The following is a 17,226-nucleotide window of genomic DNA, read 5'->3' as shown; positions in this document are numbered from 1 at the left end:
AGAAATTAGAAGGCCTCCCTTGCGGAGGCCTTTTTTTTGATCTAAAACTTAATAGGTTGAGTACAAATATCTGAAATTAAATAATTTATTTTCTTTAATAATTAATAATAAAAAGCGCACGTCAGTGCGTAATACTCAGAGGGAGTCAACCTATGTCAAAGAGCTTATTTTTTGCAGCTACGGTACTTGCGGCAAGTCCGGTAGTTGCTGCTCCTCAGGACGCTAACTCGGTTGAACAAGAAATCCAGGCATTAAAGGAACGCTTGGCCGAACTTGAAAAACGCCTTGCGGAAAGAGAAGAACGTAAAGAAGAAGTGGTTGTTGTTGAAAAGCGAGAAATAGAAGAAGATAAATCGACAGGTGAAAAGGCGAAGAAGCAAAGAGTTGTCTATGACTCAGGTGTACACGCGCGTTTAGATGAACTCGAACAGAAAACTCAAGAAAATGAAAACTGGCCAATAAAAATCCACGGTGCCGTTCGTTTTCAATATGAATACAACAACTACGACTCAGATAATGAAAACCGCACAGGGGATCTCGACTTTGACATCTTCCGCCTGAACTTTGATGGTGAAATGGGCGGAGTTATCTTATCAGCCGAGTATCGTTGGTTTAATTACCAAGACGTCGTAAAACATGCATGGTTTGGCTATGACTTTACTGACAAACTCCAGGGCCAAGTAGGGGTAGTGAAGATACCTTTTGGTAACATGCCTTATAACTCCCACAGTTACTTCTTTAACAGTACTTTTTACGTTGGCTTAGAAGATGAGCACGATAATGGGGTGCGCTTCAAATATCGTGGAGACGAATGGGATTTCGATCTGGCTTATTTAAAGTCTGATGAACAAGGCGGTATTGATGGATCAACTTCGGATCGCACAGCGCGCTATAACTACGATACGGTCGGTATCAGGCTGCCTGGTCAAGGTGCTTACGATGCCCCTGGATTACCCGTCGGAGAAAGTAACAGTTATGCTGTTCGTACCGCGCGCAAGTTTAACTTTAGTGATGACGAAAATCTGGAGCTTGGGGTCTCTGTTCAAGGCGGTAACTTGTACTCAGGAACAGCTGCCGAAGGTTTTACTGAAGCACAAAATTATGAGAACCAAAATGTTGGTAACCGTTTAGCTTGGGCCGCTCATGGTGTTTATAATAACGGCCCATGGAATGTTCAGCTGCAATATTCAGACTATGACTATGATTTAAAGCTAGAGAACAGGGGCGTCTATATGGCGGCTTATGCCTATTATGACGCTATTCCAACAGAAGCTAAGTTATATACGGCTAACGTTGCTTATACAATGCCTGTAGACATCGGTCCAATTACTAGTTTTACGTTCTATAATGACCACAGTCTGATGACCGATAAGATGGGGTATCAAGATGATACCTGGATGAACGTTTTAGGGGTAGCGGTTGCAGCAGGCGGTGGTTTTTATACTTACGTAGATTACGTTAGAGCTAAAAACCAACCGTTTATTGGTGGTAACACGGCCACAGATGGCGGTGAAGTTAACGATCGTTTCAACATAAACTTCGGTTATTACTTCTAACTTTTTTGTTCGTTAGAGTATCAAAGACATGGTTCCCGTTAGGGTTCCATGTCTTTTTCATTAGGTAGTATATGTTCGTACGAATCACCTTCCTGCCGAAAGTCTTTTGTCCTATTAAACATTTTCAGTTCTGTATGCAGTGCTGCTTTAGCCATAATATGAGCGCTAATAGGAGCTGTTAAGAATAGGAAAATGGCAATCAATAACTCATTTAAATTAATTGCGCCCTGAACCGAAGTAATAATAATTGTGGCAATGACAATTCCGCCGATTCCAATCGTCGTATTCTTAGTGGGAGCATGTAACCGAGTGAAAAAATCGGGGAGTATAGCTAAGCCCAAAGAGCCTATAAACGCAAAAGTTGCGCCTAATAAAATAAAGAACGCAGCGAGCCATTGAGACCACTCTGGTAACTGATTTAATGTGTCCATAACTTTATACCCTCTACTCTATTAAGTCGCCACGGAGTAAAAATTTACCCGCTGCAATCGTGCCAACAAAGCCAAACATCGCAATGAGTAAAGCTGCTTCAAAATACGTTTGGGTGTTTTGGTACATACCCAGCAATAGCAATAAAGCCAGTGAATTAATATAAATAGTATCCAGCGCTAATATTCTGTCTGGTAAGTCGGGACCCTTAACAAGCCGCCAAAAATTCATTAATACGGATAAACTAAATAATAAAAAAGCAATCTGGAGTACCGTCGTTAACATTGGAAAATCTCCTTCAGGCGGCGTTCATAACGGTTTCTTATAGTCTTGATGACGTCTTCTGGATTCTCTTCAGAAAACGCATGGATAAGAATACCTTTACGACCCCGAGTTATCTCACAAGAAACGGTGCCCGGAGTTAATGTAATGGTACTTGCAAGAATGGTCACCGGGAGTTCTTCTTTCATGTCTAGTGGGAAAACAAAAAGAGCAGGCTTGATTGAGCGCGGTTTTCCGATAATCATAAAAGCTATTTTAAAATTTGCTACAACGATGTCGTGTAACAGAATAAAAAAATAAACAACGGCAAGATCCGGGCGTTTAATTTTCGCAAAACTAGGCCATGCCGAACGAAATAAAAATGGAATAAACCATGCAAATAGCGCGCCCAGTATGACAACGCCTGGGGCGAGGGAGCTAAACAGTAGCACCCATACAACAAGTAAGAATAAAGACAATAAAGGTGTCGGAAAGATTCTTTTCATAGTCGTTATTCCACTCCTTTTGTCAGAACACGTGAGGGGTATTGCTCTATATCATAAAGCTGTTCGGCGACGCCATCTGTGTAATTGCGTATGGGATTAGCGAAGATCGTCATAGCGACTGACAGAGAGAGCAATATTGCGACAGCTGATAGTTTCCCTAATGGAGCTGACTGTTCGTTTGCCTTTCCTGATAAGGTATGCCATAGCATTTTACTGCCGGCACGAGTAACCGAAATAATCATAATAAGGGTTGCACCTAACATAGCCCCCCAAAGCCAGAAAGTTGCTCCATTGGGAGTGGCGGCTTCCATTATCATGAGTTTTCCAACAAAGCCCGACAACGGCGGTAACCCAATAATGGCTATTGCTGCAATTAAAAACATGACTGAATAGGTTGAGTGATGCGCCATTTTTTTACCCGAGACTATGCGAGACGCTGTTTTACCTCGTTCAAACGCGATAAGGTCGGCCAGTAGAAATAAAGCGCCAGTAATAAAGGTGGAATGAATTAAGTAATAGAGCATGGCGCCAGTGGTTTCTGTGCCGTTTAAACTGTATGTTGCTATGAGCGTGCCAATTGATATCACAACTAAATATGCGACAAGCAAGCGGAGGTCGCGTGCCGCGAGAATACCGATAGCACCAGCAAGCATAGTGATGAGTCCCATTACCCACAGCCAGTCATGAGCAATGAGTGCAAGCTCGTTTGCCTCGGGGCCGAAAATCAATGTATACACACGAACTATGGCGTAAACACCAACCTTGGTCATTATGGCAAAGAGGGCTGCGACAACTCCCGTTGTTGTTGAATAAGCCTGAGGTAACCAGAAATGTAGCGGTAAGATCGCGGCTTTTATACCGAAAACAATGAGTAACATCATGCCGCCGGCCTTAGCTAAGGCGGCCTGATCACCGCTAAGTTGCTGAACTTGGGTTGCAAGATCAGCCATATTCAGCGTACCGGTAACACCATATAATGTACCTATCCCTATTAGAAAAAGCGCTGAGCCTAATAAGTTAAGCAATACGTAGTGCAATGTCGTGCGTAGGCGGAATTTTCCTCCACCATGCATTAGTAATGCATAAGAGGAAATGAGGAGCACTTCGAAAAAGACAAATAGGTTGAAAATGTCGCCGGTCGCAAATGCCCCCATTATTCCCATCACTTGAAACTGAAATAACGCCTGGAAGTGGGAGCCAAGATTGTCTTCGGCGTAGCAACCATAGATAAGCACAGGCAAAGCCAGAACTGCCGTCACTAGCATCATCAGTGCACTTAGCTTATCCACCATCAGCACGATGCCAAATGGGGCCGACCAATTACCTAAAGCGTAAACGAGCATTTGATCCTGATTCACTTGGACCATTAGGGCAATACTCAGTACCAAGGTTAACAGACTGGCCAGCAACCCTATTGCTCTTCGCTTTGGTTGCGGTCTGTCGCCCCAGGGCATCAATTGCAGTAAAGCCGCTAGCAGCGGTACTAAAATTGGAAGTATCGCCAAATGTTGTTGCCACATTAGCGGTTGCCCTCCGTGCTGTTATCTTGTTGGTTGACTTCATCTGTTCCTAGTTCGCCTCGGGTACGAACCGCTAAAATGATTGAGTAGGCGGTCATTGCAAAACCAATGACAATTGCGGTAAGAACCAAAGCCTGAGGTAGCGGGTCAGCATAGGTTTCCTGCGTGCCATAAATTGGCGCACCGTCTATCGTCAGGCGTCCGGTTGAAAAAAGAAACAAATTAACAGCGTAAGACAGCATAGTGATGCCCACGACCACGGGAAATGAGCGGCCACGCAGGATGAGAAAAACACTGCATGCGGTCAAAATTCCAACGGTCACAGAGTATAAAGTTTCCATTAATGTCCCTCATGCGTTGGGCGATGACGAGTGGTCATTTTGCCAAAATTACTTAAAATCATCATGGTCGCACCGACAACGGTCAGGAAAACCCCAAGATCGAATAATAGTGCCGTGGCAAACTCAAATTTTCCTACTACTGGCCAATCTAAATAAGTGAACCAGGATGTCAGGAAGGGTTTGTTAAATACCCAGCTACCAATACCTGTCAGTGCTGCAGTCATAACGCCAAACGACATTAATGACTGGTAGTTGACATTGAATCGCTCCTTCACCCAGTCAACCCCATTCGCAATGTATTGCAGGATCATTGCTGATGCGACTATCAGTCCGGCTATGAAGCCACCACCAGGCAAATTGTGGCCTCGCAGGAAAATATAGGCTGCTACGATCATTGCCATTGGTAGAATGATGTTTGCAACTGTTGTTAACATCAGTGGATGCCTGATTCGATGCCAGGGACGGCCGTCAATGTCGCTGGATGGCATAAAGGGTTTAAGCTTGTTTAGTAGCTTATGAATTCCCGCAGCGGCGATTGCCAACACGGTAATTTCTCCTAAGGTATCAAAGCCACGGAAGTCGACCAAAATGACGTTTACAACATTGGTTCCGCCACCGCCAGACTTGGCATTAGCAAGGAAGAAGTCTGAAATACTTTCAAATGGCGAAGTGAGTATTGCGAAATTTAATGTAGCGACAATGCCGCCTATAAAGCTGGCGATAATAATGTCTCGAAAGACCCTGTGCCCAGAAGATGCCCTGCTGGTCTTTTGTGGCATAAAGAACAAAGCCAGTATCATTAAAATGATGCTAACCACTTCGACAACAAGCTGCGTCATAGCTAGGTCAGGCGCCGAAAAATGAGCAAAGGCTAACGAGACAACAAGGCCTACGACAGACAGCATGGTTAACATAACGAAGCGGTTGCGATGCATGGTTGCAGTGGCAAACGCAGCTCCGATAAGAACTAAGGCTCCTACCATGCTGACCATATCGACGGGCAATTGAGGTTTGCCGCCGGTGACTGCGCTTAAATCACTTAATGAAGGCAGCAATACAACGATAACGCTGATAAGCACAAAGGCAATGTAGCGTTGCAGTGAACCTGTGTCTAAGCGATCATAGAAACTTGCGGCTGCATCCGAGGCTTTTTGAACGATGCGCTCAAAATTATGTTTAGCATCCTGACCGTCAAATTGTCGATTGAACGTAAACAGTTGATCTCGAGCCAAGTATATCACTATACCTCCAATCACAGCGACTGCACTCATAAGTAGAGGTAAGTTGAATCCATGCCAAAGCGATAGCTTAACATCAACGGGACTGGCGGTAACGGCTGCGGCTGCCTGATCAAGTATACCTGACACCATTGTCATAGGTGCTAACCCTATAGCAATACACAGGAATGCAAGTATGAACACAGGCGCAGACATCATGCGTGGCGGATCATGAGGTTTTTTCGGCAGCTCTTTATATTCGCCATTAAAGAAAACATCATGAATAAAGCGGATAGAGTATGCGACAGAGAGCATAGCGCCCACGGTTGCTAAGACTGGGATGAACCAGGATAACCCACCAAACAAATGCTGCTGCAGGGCCTGGTCCAGGAACAGTTCCTTGGACATAAACCCATTAAAGGGCGGCATACCCGCCATTGAGGCCGCCACGATCATTGCCAGGGTTGCAGTAATTGGCATCAGGCTCATGAGGCCTTGCAGCTTCCTCATATCGCGGGTTCCGGATTCATGGTCAATGATTCCTGCGGTCATAAACAGACCGGCTTTAAAACACGCATGATTAATAATGTGAAACAGCGCTGCTATAACGGCACCTTGTGTACCAATCCCTAAAAGCATACAGATGAGTCCGAGATGACTCACTGTGGAGAATGCCAATAACCCTTTCAAATCATGCTTAAGTAGAGCAAAGTAAGCGCCTACTAACATGGTGATTAAACCGGTCAAAGTCACCAGAGTAAACCACAGTTCAGTGTCGGCTAGTACCGGGTGGAACCGAGCCAACAAAAAGATACCGGCCTTTACCATAGTTGCGGAGTGTAAGTACGCACTGACCGGAGTCGGGGCTGCCATCGCGTGAGGCAACCAAAATTGAAAGGGGAATTGTGCTGATTTAGTAAAAGCTCCCAAGAGGACTAGTATTAATGCGGGCACATAATAGGCGTGTGCTTTTATTTGGTCAGCTGCTGCAAATATATCGTCCAGTTGGTAACTGCCGGCAATATTGCCAATAATAAGAAGCCCGGCCAATAACGCCAGTCCACCAGCGCCGGTTGTAGCAAGAGCCATACGTGCGCCACGTCTCGCGTCACTACTGTGGAACCAGTAACCAATGAGTAAAAACGAAGAAATACTGGTCAGTTCCCAGAAAACCCACAGCAGCAAAATATTGTCTGCCATAACAATGCCAAGCATTGATGACATAAATAAAAGTAAGCTCGCATAAAAACGGGATTCATCGTCGTTATCGCTTAGATAATAGTGGGCATAACCGATGATTAAGACACCAATACCCAGAATGAGTCCGGCAAACAGTAATGACAGTCCGTCGAGACGCACGGCGAAGTCCAGTCCGATGCCTGGTAGCCACTCAACCATTTGTTTGGGCACATCACCCGCTAAAGTTGCGGGTGCATACTGAAATAAAACGATTAAACACAAAACCGGAATAAGTAGTGTCACCCCGGTCTTTATTGGTCGCGATGCTCGTTTTACCAGAAGCGGTAAGAGCGCACCAAAGAATGGGGCAAAAATAATGAACAACAAATTCATACCATAGAAGTCCCAAGTCAGCCTGTGCTCTTATAATTAGGTATACTTAGCAGAGCAACGTAAAGTATTGAATTTACCATTGGTTCTGCCGCAATCCAACTAAACTAAACCGTTATCATAGTGTGTTCACCGTACGCCTACGAAAAATTCTGAGATTACCCTACCACTCCTAAATTTTATCTGTTACAATTCGCGGCCCTTTTTATAAGGGAAAAACCAAAGGCAGCACGACCCGAGAGGGTCTGTTTTTTTAACTAAGCGGGGCACTGAAATGATCCAAATGCAAACTACCCTGGACGTTGCCGATAACTCCGGCGCGCGCAGCGTACAATGTATTAAGGTTCTAGGTGGTTCGCACCGTCGCTACGCAAACATCGGCGATATCATCAAAGTTACTGTCAAGGAAGCAATTCCGCGCGGTAAGGTGAAGAAAGGCGATGTAGTGAATGCGGTGGTCGTTCGCACCAGAAAAGGCGTCCGTCGACAAGACGGGTCGGTCATCCGTTTTGACCGCAACGCGGCTGTGTTGTTGAATAACAACCAACAGCCCATTGGCACACGTATTTTCGGGCCGGTAACTCGTGAACTGCGTTCAGAGCAGTTTATGAAGATTATCTCGCTGGCACCAGAAGTACTATAAGGAGTCAATTATGGCGGCAAAAATTAAACGTGATGACGAAGTAGTCGTCCTGGCAGGTAAGGACAAGGGCAAGCAAGGCAAAGTCCTTAAAGTTCTTACCGATAAAGATCGCGTGATCGTGGAAGGCGTCAACGTAGTCAAGAAACATCAAAAGCCAAATCCGGCTCTAGGTGAATCTGGTGGCATCGTTGAACAAGAAGCAGCAATCCACATTTCGAACGTAGCGATCCTTAACCCAGAGACAGGTAAAGCAGATCGTGTTGGATTTCGTATTGAAGATGGCAAGAAAGTTCGCTTCTTCAAATCGAACAACGCAATCATTTAATTCAAACTTGGAGTTTTACGATGGCGAAACTGCATGATTTTTATAGAGAATCGGTAGTTCCTGGACTGATGAAAGAGTTCAGCTACAACAGCGTCATGCAAGTCCCTCGGATTGAAAAGATCACCCTTAACATGGGTGTTGGTGAAGCTCTGGCTGACAAAAAAGTACTTGATAACGCAGTGGCTGACCTAGAGGCTATCTCTGGTCAAAAGCCTATTCGTACTGTGGCACGCAAGTCTGTCGCCGGTTTCAAAGTCCGTGAAGGCTTCCCGATTGGCTGTAAAGTAACTCTGCGCGGCGAGCGCATGTGGGACTTTTTGCAACGCTTAATTTCGATTGCAATCCCACGTATCCGTGACTTCCGTGGCTTGAACGCTAAATCGTTCGATGGCCGTGGTAATTACAGCATGGGTGTTCGTGAGCAGATCATCTTTCCGGAAGTCGACTATGACAAAGTCGACAAGGTACGTGGTCTGGATATCACCATTACCACAAATGCTGGCACAGATGACGAAGCTCGTGCTTTGCTAGCTGCCTTTAACTTCCCGTTCAGAAAGTAAGGTGTAGAGTTATGGCAAAACAGTCAATGAAAGCGCGTGACGTGAAGCGAGCTAAAATCGCTTCAAAATACGCAGAAAAACGCAACGCACTGAAAACGGTCATTAATGACCCTAAAGCATCAGACGAAGAGCGTTGGGAAGCCGTACTTAAGTTGCAACAGCTCCCACGTGATGCCAGTCCGACGCGTCAACGTAACCGTTGTCGTATAACTGGTCGTCCTCATGGTTTCCTTCGTAAATTCGGTATGAGCCGAATCAAGGTCCGTGAGATGGCGATGCGCGGTGAAATTCCTGGCTTGAAAAAAGCTAGCTGGTAAGCCACGAATCACGGGAGAAAGCAAATATGAGCATGCAAGATCCAATTGCGGATATGTTCACACGCATTCGCAACGCTCAAGGTGCTAATAAAGTAACGGTTAAAATGCCGTCTTCTAAGCAGAAAGTGGCGATTGCTCAAGTTCTGAAAGAAGAGGGTTTTATTACTGGTTACAGTGCCGAGAGTACTGTTAAACCTGAGCTTGAAGTCGAATTGAAATATTTCGAAGGCAAGCCAGTAATCGAATCAATCGAGCGCGTTAGTCGCCCTGGTTTGCGTATCTATAAGAAACGCAACGAGTTGCCTAACGTAATGGGTGGCCTTGGCATCGCAGTAGTTTCGACGTCTAAAGGCCTGATGACTGATCGTGCCGCTCGCCAAGCTGGTCTTGGTGGCGAAATCATCGGTTACGTAGCGTAATTAGGAGGTAGGAAATGTCACGTGTTGCTAAAGCACCCATTGAAATTCCTGCTGGCGTTGAAGTTACGCTAAATGGCCAGGAAGTCACGATTAAAGGTGCCCAAGGCTCGCTGAGTCGTGTTGTTAATAATGCAGTTGAACTGGTAAAAGAAGAGAGTGAGTTACGCACTAACGCCCGCGAAGGTGTTGCTAACTCAACTGCTCAAGCTGGTACGGCTCGCGCATTGTTGCAAAACATGGTGGTCGGAGTCACTAAAGGATTCGAACGTAAGTTACAGTTGATGGGTGTTGGTTACCGTGCGCAAGCACAAGGTAAAAAACTGAACCTGACGCTAGGCTTCTCGCATCCTGTGGAGTTCGAGATTCCAGAAGGAATCACAATCGATACTCCGACTCAGACTGAAGTCGTCGTTAAAGGTGCAGATAAGCAGTTAGTCGGTCAAGTTGCCGCTAACATTCGTGCATATCGTAAACCTGAGCCTTATAAAGGCAAAGGTGTTCGTTATGCTGACGAGCAAGTGCGCCGTAAAGAAGCCAAGAAAAAGTAGGGTAATACGATGGACAATAAAGCAGCTCGCTTACGTCGTGCTACTCGCGCACGTAAACAAATTAAAGAGTTGGGTGCAAATCGCCTGGTCGTTCACCGTACACCACGGCATATTTACGCACAGTTGATCGCACCTAACGGTTCTGAAGTGCTGGCAGCCGCATCGACTGCAGAGAAAAGTGTTCGCGAAGGGCTTAAATCTACAGGTAATGTAGACGCAGCCAAAGTCGTGGGCAAAACTATCGCTGAACGTGCGATTGAAAAAGGCGTTAAAAGCGTATCTTTCGATCGTAGTGGTTTTAAATACCACGGTCGCGTAGCCGCATTAGCGGACGCAGCTCGTGAAGCCGGACTTCAGTTCTAGGAGACGAACATGGCAAATGTAGAAGCTCAAACCGGTGAACTGATAGAGAAGTTGATCACAGTTAATCGTGTAGCAAAAGTTGTTAAAGGTGGTCGTATCTTTAGCTTCACTGCACTGACTGTGGTTGGCGACGGTAAAGGTAAAGTCGGTTTTGGTTATGGTAAAGCGCGTGAAGTACCCGCTGCTATTCAAAAAGCAATGGAAAAAGCACGTCGCAATATGGTTACCGTTCAACTGAAAGGCGAAACTTTACAGCATCCTGTTAAAGGACGTCATTCAGGTTCACAGGTATACATGCAACCTGCTTCAGAAGGTACGGGTATCATCGCTGGTGGTGCAATGCGTGCGGTTCTGGAAGTTTCAGGTGTTCATAACGTGCTGTCAAAAGCATATGGTTCAACCAACCCAATCAACGTTGTTCGCGCGACTATCAAAGCGTTGAACGGCATGAAATCGCCGGAGCAAGTTGCGGCGAAGCGTGGATTGCGCGTTGACGAAATACTGGGGTAGTGAACAATGGCGAATAAGACAATCAAAGTAACACAGACGCGTAGCTCTATCGGTCGTTTGCCGAAGCATAAAGCTACACTACGTGGCTTGGGTCTCCGCCGCATTGGTCACACAGTAGAGTTGGAAGACACTGCTGCAGTCCGCGGTATGGTGAACCGAGTTAATTACATGATAAAGGTGGAGGGATAACGCATGGATCTTAATACACTTGCTCCCGCACCTGGTGCAAAAAGCAGCAAAAAGCGCGTTGGACGTGGTATTGGTTCTGGTCTTGGAAAGACTGGCGGACGTGGTCACAAAGGGCAGAAATCTCGCTCTGGTGGTACCGTTAAGCCAGGTTTCGAAGGTGGACAAATGCCAATTCAGCGTCGTCTGCCAAAATTTGGTTTTACTTCTCGCAAGGCTATGGTCACTGCAGAAGTAAACTTGGCAGAAATCGCGAAAGTTAGCGGTGATACCGTTGAACTGGCGACTTTGAAAGCAGCAGGTCTCGTTCGCAAGAACGTACTACACGCTAAAGTCATCAAATCAGGTGAATTAAGTCGTGCTGTGACTGTAAAAGGTCTTAAAGTCACCAAAGGCGCTCGCGAAGCTATTGAAGCTGCTGGCGGCAAAATCGAAGGATAGAGCAAATGGCTAAACCAGGATTGGAATCAAATCGAGCGCAAGGTGGCTTGTCGGAACTTAAGCGTCGCCTGCTGTTTGTGTTAGGAGCGATTATCGTTTTCCGAGCGGGCTCCTTTGTGCCTATTCCTGGTATTGATGCCGCTGTATTAGCTCAGTTATTCGAGCAGCAGAAAGATACCATCGTTGCCATGTTTAACATGTTCAGCGGTGGTGCCTTAGAACGTGCGTCAGTATTTGCGTTAGGTATTATGCCGTATATTTCGGCTTCGATTATTATGCAGTTGGCTAGTGTGGTACATCCGCGCTTGGCTGAGCTTAAGAAAGAAGGTGAATCTGGTCGTCGCAAGATCAACCAGTATACACGGTGGGGTACTTTAATACTGGCAACGTTCCAGTCGATTGGTATAGCCACAGGCTTACCAAATTTAATGCCGGGGCTCGTAATAGACCCTGGTTTCGGCTTCTATTTCACTGCTATCGTGAGCTTAGTCACAGGAACCATGTTCCTTATGTGGTTAGGTGAACAAATAACAGAGCGTGGTATAGGCAACGGTATCTCTATCCTGATCTTTGTGGGTATTGTTGCAGGGTTACCTTCCGCTATCGGTCAAACGGCCGAACAAGCGCGTCAGGGTGACTTGCACTTGTTATTGTTGTTATTAATTGGTGTTGTCGTTTTAGCGGTAACTTATTTCGTTGTTTTCGTAGAGCGTGGTCAGCGTCGTATCGTTGTTAACTATGCGAAACGTCAACAAGGTCGTAAAGTATTTGCTGCTCAAAGCACGCACTTGCCATTGAAAGTTAATATGGCCGGTGTTATTCCACCAATTTTTGCGTCGAGCATTATTTTATTTCCGGGTACCATAGCCACTTGGTTTGGCTCTGGTGAAGGTGCGGTTGCAGACTTTTTGCAACAGGTATCGATGACATTGTCTCCCGGTCAGCCGTTATATGTGTTATTGTACGCGGCTGCGATAATCTTCTTCTGTTTCTTCTATACTGCGTTGGTATTTAACCCTCGCGAAACAGCTGACAACTTGAAGAAGTCGGGTGCGTTTATTCCGGGGATTCGCCCAGGTGAACAAACCTCAAGATACATCGATAAAGTAATGACGCGTTTAACATTAGCAGGCGCACTGTACATTACCTTTGTCTGTTTGGTTCCGGAGTTCATGATGATTGCATGGAATGTGCAATTCTACTTTGGCGGTACATCACTATTGATTATCGTTGTTGTTATCATGGACTTTATGGCACAGGTTCAGACTCATATGATGTCGCATCAATATGACTCTGTCCTGAAAAAAGCCAATCTGAAAGGCTACGGCCGGTAAGATTGGGTAGAACGGAGAGTAGCAATGAAAGTTCGTGCTTCCGTGAAGAAAATCTGTCGTAACTGCAAGATCATCAAGCGTAACGGTGTAGTTCGCGTTATTTGCACTGATGCTAAGCATAAACAACGACAAGGTTGATTCGAAGGAAAGGCTAGCGGCTTAACGGCCGCAGCCTTTGAAGTATTTGCAATTCGGCAATCGGTTGAGTATCCTAACGGGCTTTTCAACTGAAGCCTACAAACTTAAGGAGACGTGTTAGTGGCCCGTATCGCTGGCATTAACGTTCCTGACAATAAGCATGCAGTCATAGCTTTGACTGCAATCTACGGTGTTGGCCGTACTCGTTCACAGCAGATTCTTGCTGCGACGGGTATCGCTGAAGACACTAAGATTGGTTCATTGTCAGAAGACAAACTGGACGCGCTTCGTGACGCAGTATCAAAATTCGCAGTAGAAGGTGATCTGCGTCGTGAAGTTTCTATGAACATTAAACGTTTGATGGACCTCGGGTGTTTCCGTGGACTTCGTCATCGTCGTAGCTTACCTCTACGTGGGCAGCGCACTAAAACAAATGCGCGCACTCGTAAAGGTCCGCGCAAACCAATTAAGAAATAGGGGGATTGAGTAATGGCTAAAACACCAACTCGCTCTCGAAAGCGCGTTAAAAAGCAAGTCGCCGATGGCATGGCTCACGTGCATGCATCTTTCAACAACACCATTATTACCATTACTGATCGCCAGGGTAACGCACTAGCGTGGGCTACCGCAGGTGGATCAGGGTTCCGTGGTTCACGGAAATCAACGCCGTTCGCAGCACAGGTTGCAGCAGAACGAGCAGGTGAAATGGCGAAGGAATACGGACTGAAAAACCTGGAAGTATTTGTGAATGGTCCAGGCCCAGGTCGTGAATCATCGATTCGTGCCCTGAACGCCGTTGGTTACAAAATCACAAATATTACCGATGTGACACCGATTCCTCACAACGGTTGTCGTCCGCCTAAGAAACGTCGCGTTTAAGGCGTGAATCGATAGTTGGAGAAAGATCATGGCTAGATATTTGGGTCCAAAGCTCAAGCTGAGCCGTCGCGAAGGAACAGATTTGTTCCTGAAAAGCGGCGTTCGCGCAATCGATTCTAAATGTAAGATCGAAACTGCACCAGGACAACACGGCGCGCGTCGCGGTCGTTTGTCAGATTACGGTGTTCAGTTGCGTGAGAAACAGAAAGTTCGTCGTATGTACGGCGTACTGGAAAAGCAATTTCGTAACTACTACAAAGAAGCTGCACGACTGAAAGGCAATACCGGTGAGAACCTGTTGCAGTTGCTGGAACAGCGCTTGGATAACGTAGTGTATCGCATGGGTTTTGCGTCAACACGCGCAGAAGCTCGTCAGCTGGTCAGTCACAAAGCAGTTGTTGTGAATGGTCAGGTAGTGAACATTCCATCGTTCAAGGTTCGTCCTGAAGATGTCGTTTCTGTTCGTGAAAAAGCGAAGAAACAGGCACGTATCGGAGCAGCACTGGAACTTGCAGAACAGCGTGAGAAGCCAGTCTGGATAGAAGTAGACAACAACAAATTGGAAGGTGCATTTAAACGTCTTCCAGAACGTAGTGATTTGTCTGCTGAAATTAACGAACAGTTGATCGTAGAGCTTTACTCTAAGTAAAGCTTAAGCATAGAGAGAGGACACAATGCAGGGTTCTGTTACCGAATTCCTAAAGCCGAGGTTAGTCGACATCGAGCAAATCAGCCCGACTCATGCCAAGGTGACACTGGAGCCTCTGGAACGCGGCTTTGGTTATACACTAGGTAATGCGTTACGTCGCATTTTACTGTCGTCAATGCCAGGCTGTGCAGTGACTGAGGTTGAAATCGATGGCGTGCTGCACGAATACAGCAGCAAAGAGGGCGTTCAGGAAGATGTCATTGAAGTTTTGTTGAACCTGAAAGGGCTGGCAGTCAGCGTTGAAGGTAAAGACGAAGCGACTTTGACTTTGAATAAATCCGGAGCAGGTCCTGTAACAGCAGGCGATTTCACTCACGATGGTGATGTGGAAATCGTTAATCCTGAGCACGTTATCTGTCATCTGACAGGCGACTATGAACTCGTTATGCGAGTAAAAGTTGAGCGTGGTCGTGGTTACGTGCCTGCGGCATCACGTCAGTCAGCTGATGATGATGAACGTCCAATCGGTCGTCTACTTGTTGACGCGTCGTTCAGTCCGGTAGAACGCATTGCATATTCTGTAGATGCGGCACGTGTTGAACAACGCACTGACTTAGATAAGCTGGTTATCGAAATGGAAACCAATGGTACATTGGATCCAGAAGAAGCCATCCGTCGCGCGGCTACAATTTTAGCTGAACAACTGGATGCCTTTGTTGAACTTCGAGATATCAGCGAACCGGAGGAAAAAGAAGAGAAGCCGGAGTTCGATCCGATCCTTCTGCGTCCGGTAGACGACTTGGAATTGACTGTTCGATCTGCGAACTGCTTGAAAGCAGAAGCGATTCAGTACATTGGTGACTTAGTTCAACGCACTGAGGTCGAGTTATTAAAAACTCCGAACTTGGGTAAGAAGTCGTTGACTGAAATCAAAGACGTGTTGGCTTCACGTGGTTTGTCTCTTGGCATGCGCCTTGAGAACTGGCCACCAGCCAGCTTAATTGATAACGACTAAGGTCACCTTAGTAATAGATTTACTGAGAAGGGTATAGGTATGCGCCATCGTAAGAGTGGTCGTCAACTAAATCGAAACAGCAGCCATCGTCAGGCAATGTTCCGCAACATGGCAAGCTCTTTGGTGCGCCATGAGATCATCAAGACGACTTTGCCTAAGGCAAAAGAATTACGTCGCGTTGTTGAGCCGTTGATCACAATGGCAAAACAAGACAGCGTCGCAAATCGTCGTCTGGCGTTCTCACGCACACGTGATAAAGAGGTTGTTGGCAAGCTGTTTAATGAATTAGGCCCGCGTTATGAAGAACGCCCAGGTGGTTACACTCGCATCATTAAGTGTGGCTTCCGTACAGGTGATAACGCTCCAATGGCTTACATTGAATTAGTTGGTCGCCCAGAAGTAGAAGAAGTTGAAGAAGTAGCTGAAGAAGTTACGGAATAAACAGCTTCAAAAAGTTAAAAAGCCGACTGCTTGCAGTCGGCTTTTTTGTTGGAAGTAATCTAAATTGGAGCAGCTTTAATAGACTGCTTTATTATCAAATGCTTGAGCGAATGCCTCTTGCTCTACGTAGCCTTCTTTGACTAACCATTCGAGCTCTTCCCGGCTAACGCCAGATTGTTTAGCTTCTAGTATTAGTAAATTCCAATCTTCTTTGGTTATTTTATAAGGCGTTTTTTTGTCTTCAGCGCCGACAAAAAAATCTTTAAGCACTGCAACCAAAGAGGTTGCGGCGTCTGGTAAAGCTTTGATGGACTCGATTATAGACGAGAGCATAAAATTAGGAGCTTCTTTAGCTGTCGTGCGGAGCACTGACTCCGTAAAGTCGGGGTGCGAAACGACAGCTTGGCGAATAATTGCGTTTGCTGTATCAGGCTGATGCTTTAATGCCACCGTAATAATATCATCAATATAAGCTGGTTCGGTCTGAATAGCTGCTTCAACTAGGGTTTCGGTTAGATGAGGGAATCTTGCTAACGCAACGTCAATGACGTTATAGGTCACTGCGGGCTCTGCCTGCATAGCTGCTACTACAATAGCTTTAATTCGGCTTTCTCGAACATCAAACGCGGCGTTGACAATATAGGTTGCATGTTCGGGATAATGATTAATTAAAATGCGAACAGTTCGCATGATTGAAAAGTTTTTATGTAAGTGATTGTCGATAATATTACGGTAAGTCTGTTTTAAATCGGAGGTTGGGCTTGGTGTGCTGTTATCATAAGTCGCAGCATTAATCGTTCGTATTGCGCCAGGGTTTAAAGTTGCAGCTAGCAAACAAGTAATCGTTATTAATTTCCAGCGCATAAAGTTGAAGCTCCTTAATGAGTCCACTTGCTATCAGAGTGTCCAAATATAACAACAGTTCAAATAAAGCACAAAAAAATAACAAAATAGCTCTAAAAACGTTCTTTTAATTGCCTTTTCATCCCCTCTAGATTGTTTTTTAATCGGTTGAAACGTTTGATCGAAAAAAGATCTTGAAAGGCTCACCGAGATCAC

General features: G+C 45.8%; 25 protein-coding genes. 18 read left to right on the top strand and 7 right to left on the bottom strand.

The features are described from left to right. Positions 1-152: 152 nt before the first annotated feature. On the top strand, positions 153-1,556 hold the full coding sequence (locus CWI78_RS11540; protein WP_126782953.1) for a carbohydrate porin: 1,404 nt from the start codon (positions 153-155) through the stop codon (positions 1,554-1,556). 38 nt (positions 1,557-1,594) lie between these two features. On the opposite strand, the gene CWI78_RS11535 is transcribed toward CWI78_RS11540, so the two are convergent. The 6 genes from CWI78_RS11535 to CWI78_RS11510 are packed head-to-tail and all read right to left on the bottom strand — an operon-like array spanning position 1,595 to position 7,402. Beyond that, positions 1,595-1,987, bottom strand: coding sequence for a Na+/H+ antiporter subunit G (locus CWI78_RS11535; RefSeq protein ID WP_126782952.1), 393 nt, complete (start codon positions 1,985-1,987; stop codon positions 1,595-1,597). 13 nt (positions 1,988-2,000) lie between these two features. After that, positions 2,001-2,270 carry a K+/H+ antiporter subunit F gene (locus tag CWI78_RS11530; protein WP_126782951.1) on the bottom strand — a complete coding sequence of 90 codons (270 nt, stop codon included), beginning with the start codon at positions 2,268-2,270 and terminating at the stop codon, positions 2,001-2,003. Beyond that, positions 2,264-2,752: a Na+/H+ antiporter subunit E gene (locus CWI78_RS11525; RefSeq protein ID WP_126782950.1), complete on the bottom strand. Its 489-nt coding sequence runs from the start codon at positions 2,750-2,752 to the stop codon at positions 2,264-2,266. Before CWI78_RS11525 ends, CWI78_RS11530 begins: the two co-directional genes overlap by 7 nt. Positions 2,753-2,757: 5 nt before the next feature. After that, positions 2,758-4,272, bottom strand: coding sequence for a monovalent cation/H+ antiporter subunit D (locus CWI78_RS11520; protein ID WP_126782949.1), 1,515 nt, complete (start codon positions 4,270-4,272; stop codon positions 2,758-2,760). Next, the gene (locus CWI78_RS11515) at positions 4,272-4,613 is read right to left on the bottom strand and encodes a Na+/H+ antiporter subunit C (protein WP_126782948.1); all 342 of its coding nucleotides are present in this window, start codon (positions 4,611-4,613) and stop codon (positions 4,272-4,274) included. The genes CWI78_RS11520 and CWI78_RS11515 overlap by 1 nt, the downstream gene beginning before the upstream one ends. Next, positions 4,613-7,402, bottom strand: coding sequence for a monovalent cation/H+ antiporter subunit A (locus CWI78_RS11510; protein ID WP_126782947.1), 2,790 nt, complete (start codon positions 7,400-7,402; stop codon positions 4,613-4,615). Before CWI78_RS11510 ends, CWI78_RS11515 begins: the two co-directional genes overlap by 1 nt. 271 nt (positions 7,403-7,673) lie before the next feature. Between CWI78_RS11510 and rplN the strand changes: the two genes are divergently transcribed. The 17 genes from rplN (at position 7,674) to rplQ (ending at position 16,167) form a co-directional block, all read left to right on the top strand. Further along, complete coding sequence (gene rplN / locus CWI78_RS11505) at positions 7,674-8,042, top strand: 50S ribosomal protein L14 (RefSeq protein ID WP_006956444.1); 369 nt, start codon at positions 7,674-7,676, stop codon at positions 8,040-8,042. Between the two features lie 10 nt (positions 8,043-8,052). Further along, a complete protein-coding gene (rplX, locus tag CWI78_RS11500; RefSeq protein WP_034822544.1) occupies positions 8,053-8,367 on the top strand; it encodes a 50S ribosomal protein L24 in 315 nt (104 codons plus the stop codon). Positions 8,368-8,387: 20 nt separating this feature from the next. After that, positions 8,388-8,927 carry a 50S ribosomal protein L5 gene (gene rplE / locus CWI78_RS11495; RefSeq protein WP_126782946.1) on the top strand — a complete coding sequence of 180 codons (540 nt, stop codon included), beginning with the start codon at positions 8,388-8,390 and terminating at the stop codon, positions 8,925-8,927. Positions 8,928-8,938: 11 nt separating this feature from the next. Next, on the top strand, positions 8,939-9,244 hold the full coding sequence (gene rpsN / locus CWI78_RS11490) for a 30S ribosomal protein S14 (RefSeq protein ID WP_011235134.1): 306 nt from the start codon (positions 8,939-8,941) through the stop codon (positions 9,242-9,244). Between the two features lie 26 nt (positions 9,245-9,270). Then, positions 9,271-9,663, top strand: coding sequence for a 30S ribosomal protein S8 (rpsH, locus tag CWI78_RS11485; protein WP_126782945.1), 393 nt, complete (start codon positions 9,271-9,273; stop codon positions 9,661-9,663). 14 nt (positions 9,664-9,677) lie between these two features. Beyond that, positions 9,678-10,211: a 50S ribosomal protein L6 gene (rplF, locus tag CWI78_RS11480; protein WP_126782944.1), complete on the top strand. Its 534-nt coding sequence runs from the start codon at positions 9,678-9,680 to the stop codon at positions 10,209-10,211. Between the two features lie 9 nt (positions 10,212-10,220). Further along, the gene (gene rplR / locus CWI78_RS11475; RefSeq protein WP_054489093.1) at positions 10,221-10,574 is read left to right on the top strand and encodes a 50S ribosomal protein L18; all 354 of its coding nucleotides are present in this window, start codon (positions 10,221-10,223) and stop codon (positions 10,572-10,574) included. Positions 10,575-10,583: 9 nt separating this feature from the next. Then, positions 10,584-11,084, top strand: a complete 501-nt coding sequence (gene rpsE, locus CWI78_RS11470; protein WP_126782943.1) for a 30S ribosomal protein S5 — start codon at positions 10,584-10,586, stop codon at positions 11,082-11,084. A gap of 6 nt (positions 11,085-11,090) precedes the next feature. Then, positions 11,091-11,273 carry a 50S ribosomal protein L30 gene (gene rpmD / locus CWI78_RS11465; RefSeq protein WP_126782942.1) on the top strand — a complete coding sequence of 61 codons (183 nt, stop codon included), beginning with the start codon at positions 11,091-11,093 and terminating at the stop codon, positions 11,271-11,273. A gap of 3 nt (positions 11,274-11,276) precedes the next feature. After that, positions 11,277-11,711, top strand: coding sequence for a 50S ribosomal protein L15 (gene rplO / locus CWI78_RS11460; protein ID WP_126782941.1), 435 nt, complete (start codon positions 11,277-11,279; stop codon positions 11,709-11,711). 5 nt (positions 11,712-11,716) lie between these two features. Next, on the top strand, positions 11,717-13,045 hold the full coding sequence (gene secY, locus CWI78_RS11455; protein ID WP_126782940.1) for a preprotein translocase subunit SecY: 1,329 nt from the start codon (positions 11,717-11,719) through the stop codon (positions 13,043-13,045). Between the two features lie 24 nt (positions 13,046-13,069). Continuing rightward, entirely contained in the window at positions 13,070-13,183 is a 114-nt protein-coding gene (gene rpmJ, locus CWI78_RS11450) for a 50S ribosomal protein L36 (protein ID WP_006956433.1), read from the top strand. Positions 13,184-13,303: 120 nt separating this feature from the next. Beyond that, complete coding sequence (gene rpsM / locus CWI78_RS11445) at positions 13,304-13,660, top strand: 30S ribosomal protein S13 (protein WP_011235126.1); 357 nt, start codon at positions 13,304-13,306, stop codon at positions 13,658-13,660. 12 nt (positions 13,661-13,672) lie between these two features. After that, on the top strand, positions 13,673-14,062 hold the full coding sequence (gene rpsK, locus CWI78_RS11440; RefSeq protein ID WP_011235125.1) for a 30S ribosomal protein S11: 390 nt from the start codon (positions 13,673-13,675) through the stop codon (positions 14,060-14,062). Positions 14,063-14,090: 28 nt separating this feature from the next. Further along, entirely contained in the window at positions 14,091-14,711 is a 621-nt protein-coding gene (rpsD, locus tag CWI78_RS11435) for a 30S ribosomal protein S4 (protein WP_011235124.1), read from the top strand. Between the two features lie 25 nt (positions 14,712-14,736). Continuing rightward, the gene (locus CWI78_RS11430; RefSeq protein ID WP_011235123.1) at positions 14,737-15,726 is read left to right on the top strand and encodes a DNA-directed RNA polymerase subunit alpha; all 990 of its coding nucleotides are present in this window, start codon (positions 14,737-14,739) and stop codon (positions 15,724-15,726) included. Between the two features lie 39 nt (positions 15,727-15,765). Then, on the top strand, positions 15,766-16,167 hold the full coding sequence (gene rplQ, locus CWI78_RS11425) for a 50S ribosomal protein L17 (protein ID WP_126782939.1): 402 nt from the start codon (positions 15,766-15,768) through the stop codon (positions 16,165-16,167). A 75-nt stretch (positions 16,168-16,242) separates the two neighbouring features. Here the strand turns inward: rplQ and CWI78_RS11420 are convergent, their stop codons facing one another. Continuing rightward, on the bottom strand, positions 16,243-17,031 hold the full coding sequence (locus CWI78_RS11420) for a hypothetical protein (protein WP_126782938.1): 789 nt from the start codon (positions 17,029-17,031) through the stop codon (positions 16,243-16,245). Positions 17,032-17,226: the final 195 nt, after the last annotated feature.

It is taken from the genome of Idiomarina ramblicola (assembly GCF_003987255.1).
In the GTDB taxonomy this organism is placed as follows: domain Bacteria; phylum Pseudomonadota; class Gammaproteobacteria; order Enterobacterales; family Alteromonadaceae; genus Idiomarina; species Idiomarina ramblicola.
This window is presented reverse-complemented; position numbering and strand designations above follow the sequence as displayed.

Bases quoted from the DNA above. Each gene is read 5' to 3' on its own strand.
- CWI78_RS11540 (WP_126782953.1), top strand. From the start codon at position 153: ATGTCAAAGAGCTTATTTTTTGCAGCTACGGTACTTGCGGCAAGTCCG.
- CWI78_RS11535 (WP_126782952.1), bottom strand. From the start codon at position 1,987: ATGGACACATTAAATCAGTTACCAGAGTGGTCTCAATGGCTCGCTGCG.
- CWI78_RS11530 (WP_126782951.1), bottom strand. From the start codon at position 2,270: ATGTTAACGACGGTACTCCAGATTGCTTTTTTATTATTTAGTTTATCC.
- CWI78_RS11525 (WP_126782950.1), bottom strand. From the start codon at position 2,752: ATGAAAAGAATCTTTCCGACACCTTTATTGTCTTTATTCTTACTTGTT.
- CWI78_RS11520 (WP_126782949.1), bottom strand. From the start codon at position 4,272: ATGTGGCAACAACATTTGGCGATACTTCCAATTTTAGTACCGCTGCTA.
- CWI78_RS11515 (WP_126782948.1), bottom strand. From the start codon at position 4,613: ATGGAAACTTTATACTCTGTGACCGTTGGAATTTTGACCGCATGCAGT.
- CWI78_RS11510 (WP_126782947.1), bottom strand. From the start codon at position 7,402: ATGAATTTGTTGTTCATTATTTTTGCCCCATTCTTTGGTGCGCTCTTA.
- rplN (WP_006956444.1), top strand. From the start codon at position 7,674: ATGATCCAAATGCAAACTACCCTGGACGTTGCCGATAACTCCGGCGCG.
- rplX (WP_034822544.1), top strand. From the start codon at position 8,053: ATGGCGGCAAAAATTAAACGTGATGACGAAGTAGTCGTCCTGGCAGGT.
- rplE (WP_126782946.1), top strand. From the start codon at position 8,388: ATGGCGAAACTGCATGATTTTTATAGAGAATCGGTAGTTCCTGGACTG.
- rpsN (WP_011235134.1), top strand. From the start codon at position 8,939: ATGGCAAAACAGTCAATGAAAGCGCGTGACGTGAAGCGAGCTAAAATC.
- rpsH (WP_126782945.1), top strand. From the start codon at position 9,271: ATGAGCATGCAAGATCCAATTGCGGATATGTTCACACGCATTCGCAAC.
- rplF (WP_126782944.1), top strand. From the start codon at position 9,678: ATGTCACGTGTTGCTAAAGCACCCATTGAAATTCCTGCTGGCGTTGAA.
- rplR (WP_054489093.1), top strand. From the start codon at position 10,221: ATGGACAATAAAGCAGCTCGCTTACGTCGTGCTACTCGCGCACGTAAA.
- rpsE (WP_126782943.1), top strand. From the start codon at position 10,584: ATGGCAAATGTAGAAGCTCAAACCGGTGAACTGATAGAGAAGTTGATC.
- rpmD (WP_126782942.1), top strand. From the start codon at position 11,091: ATGGCGAATAAGACAATCAAAGTAACACAGACGCGTAGCTCTATCGGT.
- rplO (WP_126782941.1), top strand. From the start codon at position 11,277: ATGGATCTTAATACACTTGCTCCCGCACCTGGTGCAAAAAGCAGCAAA.
- secY (WP_126782940.1), top strand. From the start codon at position 11,717: ATGGCTAAACCAGGATTGGAATCAAATCGAGCGCAAGGTGGCTTGTCG.
- rpmJ (WP_006956433.1), top strand. From the start codon at position 13,070: ATGAAAGTTCGTGCTTCCGTGAAGAAAATCTGTCGTAACTGCAAGATC.
- rpsK (WP_011235125.1), top strand. From the start codon at position 13,673: ATGGCTAAAACACCAACTCGCTCTCGAAAGCGCGTTAAAAAGCAAGTC.
- rpsD (WP_011235124.1), top strand. From the start codon at position 14,091: ATGGCTAGATATTTGGGTCCAAAGCTCAAGCTGAGCCGTCGCGAAGGA.
- CWI78_RS11430 (WP_011235123.1), top strand. From the start codon at position 14,737: ATGCAGGGTTCTGTTACCGAATTCCTAAAGCCGAGGTTAGTCGACATC.
- rplQ (WP_126782939.1), top strand. From the start codon at position 15,766: ATGCGCCATCGTAAGAGTGGTCGTCAACTAAATCGAAACAGCAGCCAT.
- CWI78_RS11420 (WP_126782938.1), bottom strand. From the start codon at position 17,031: ATGCGCTGGAAATTAATAACGATTACTTGTTTGCTAGCTGCAACTTTA.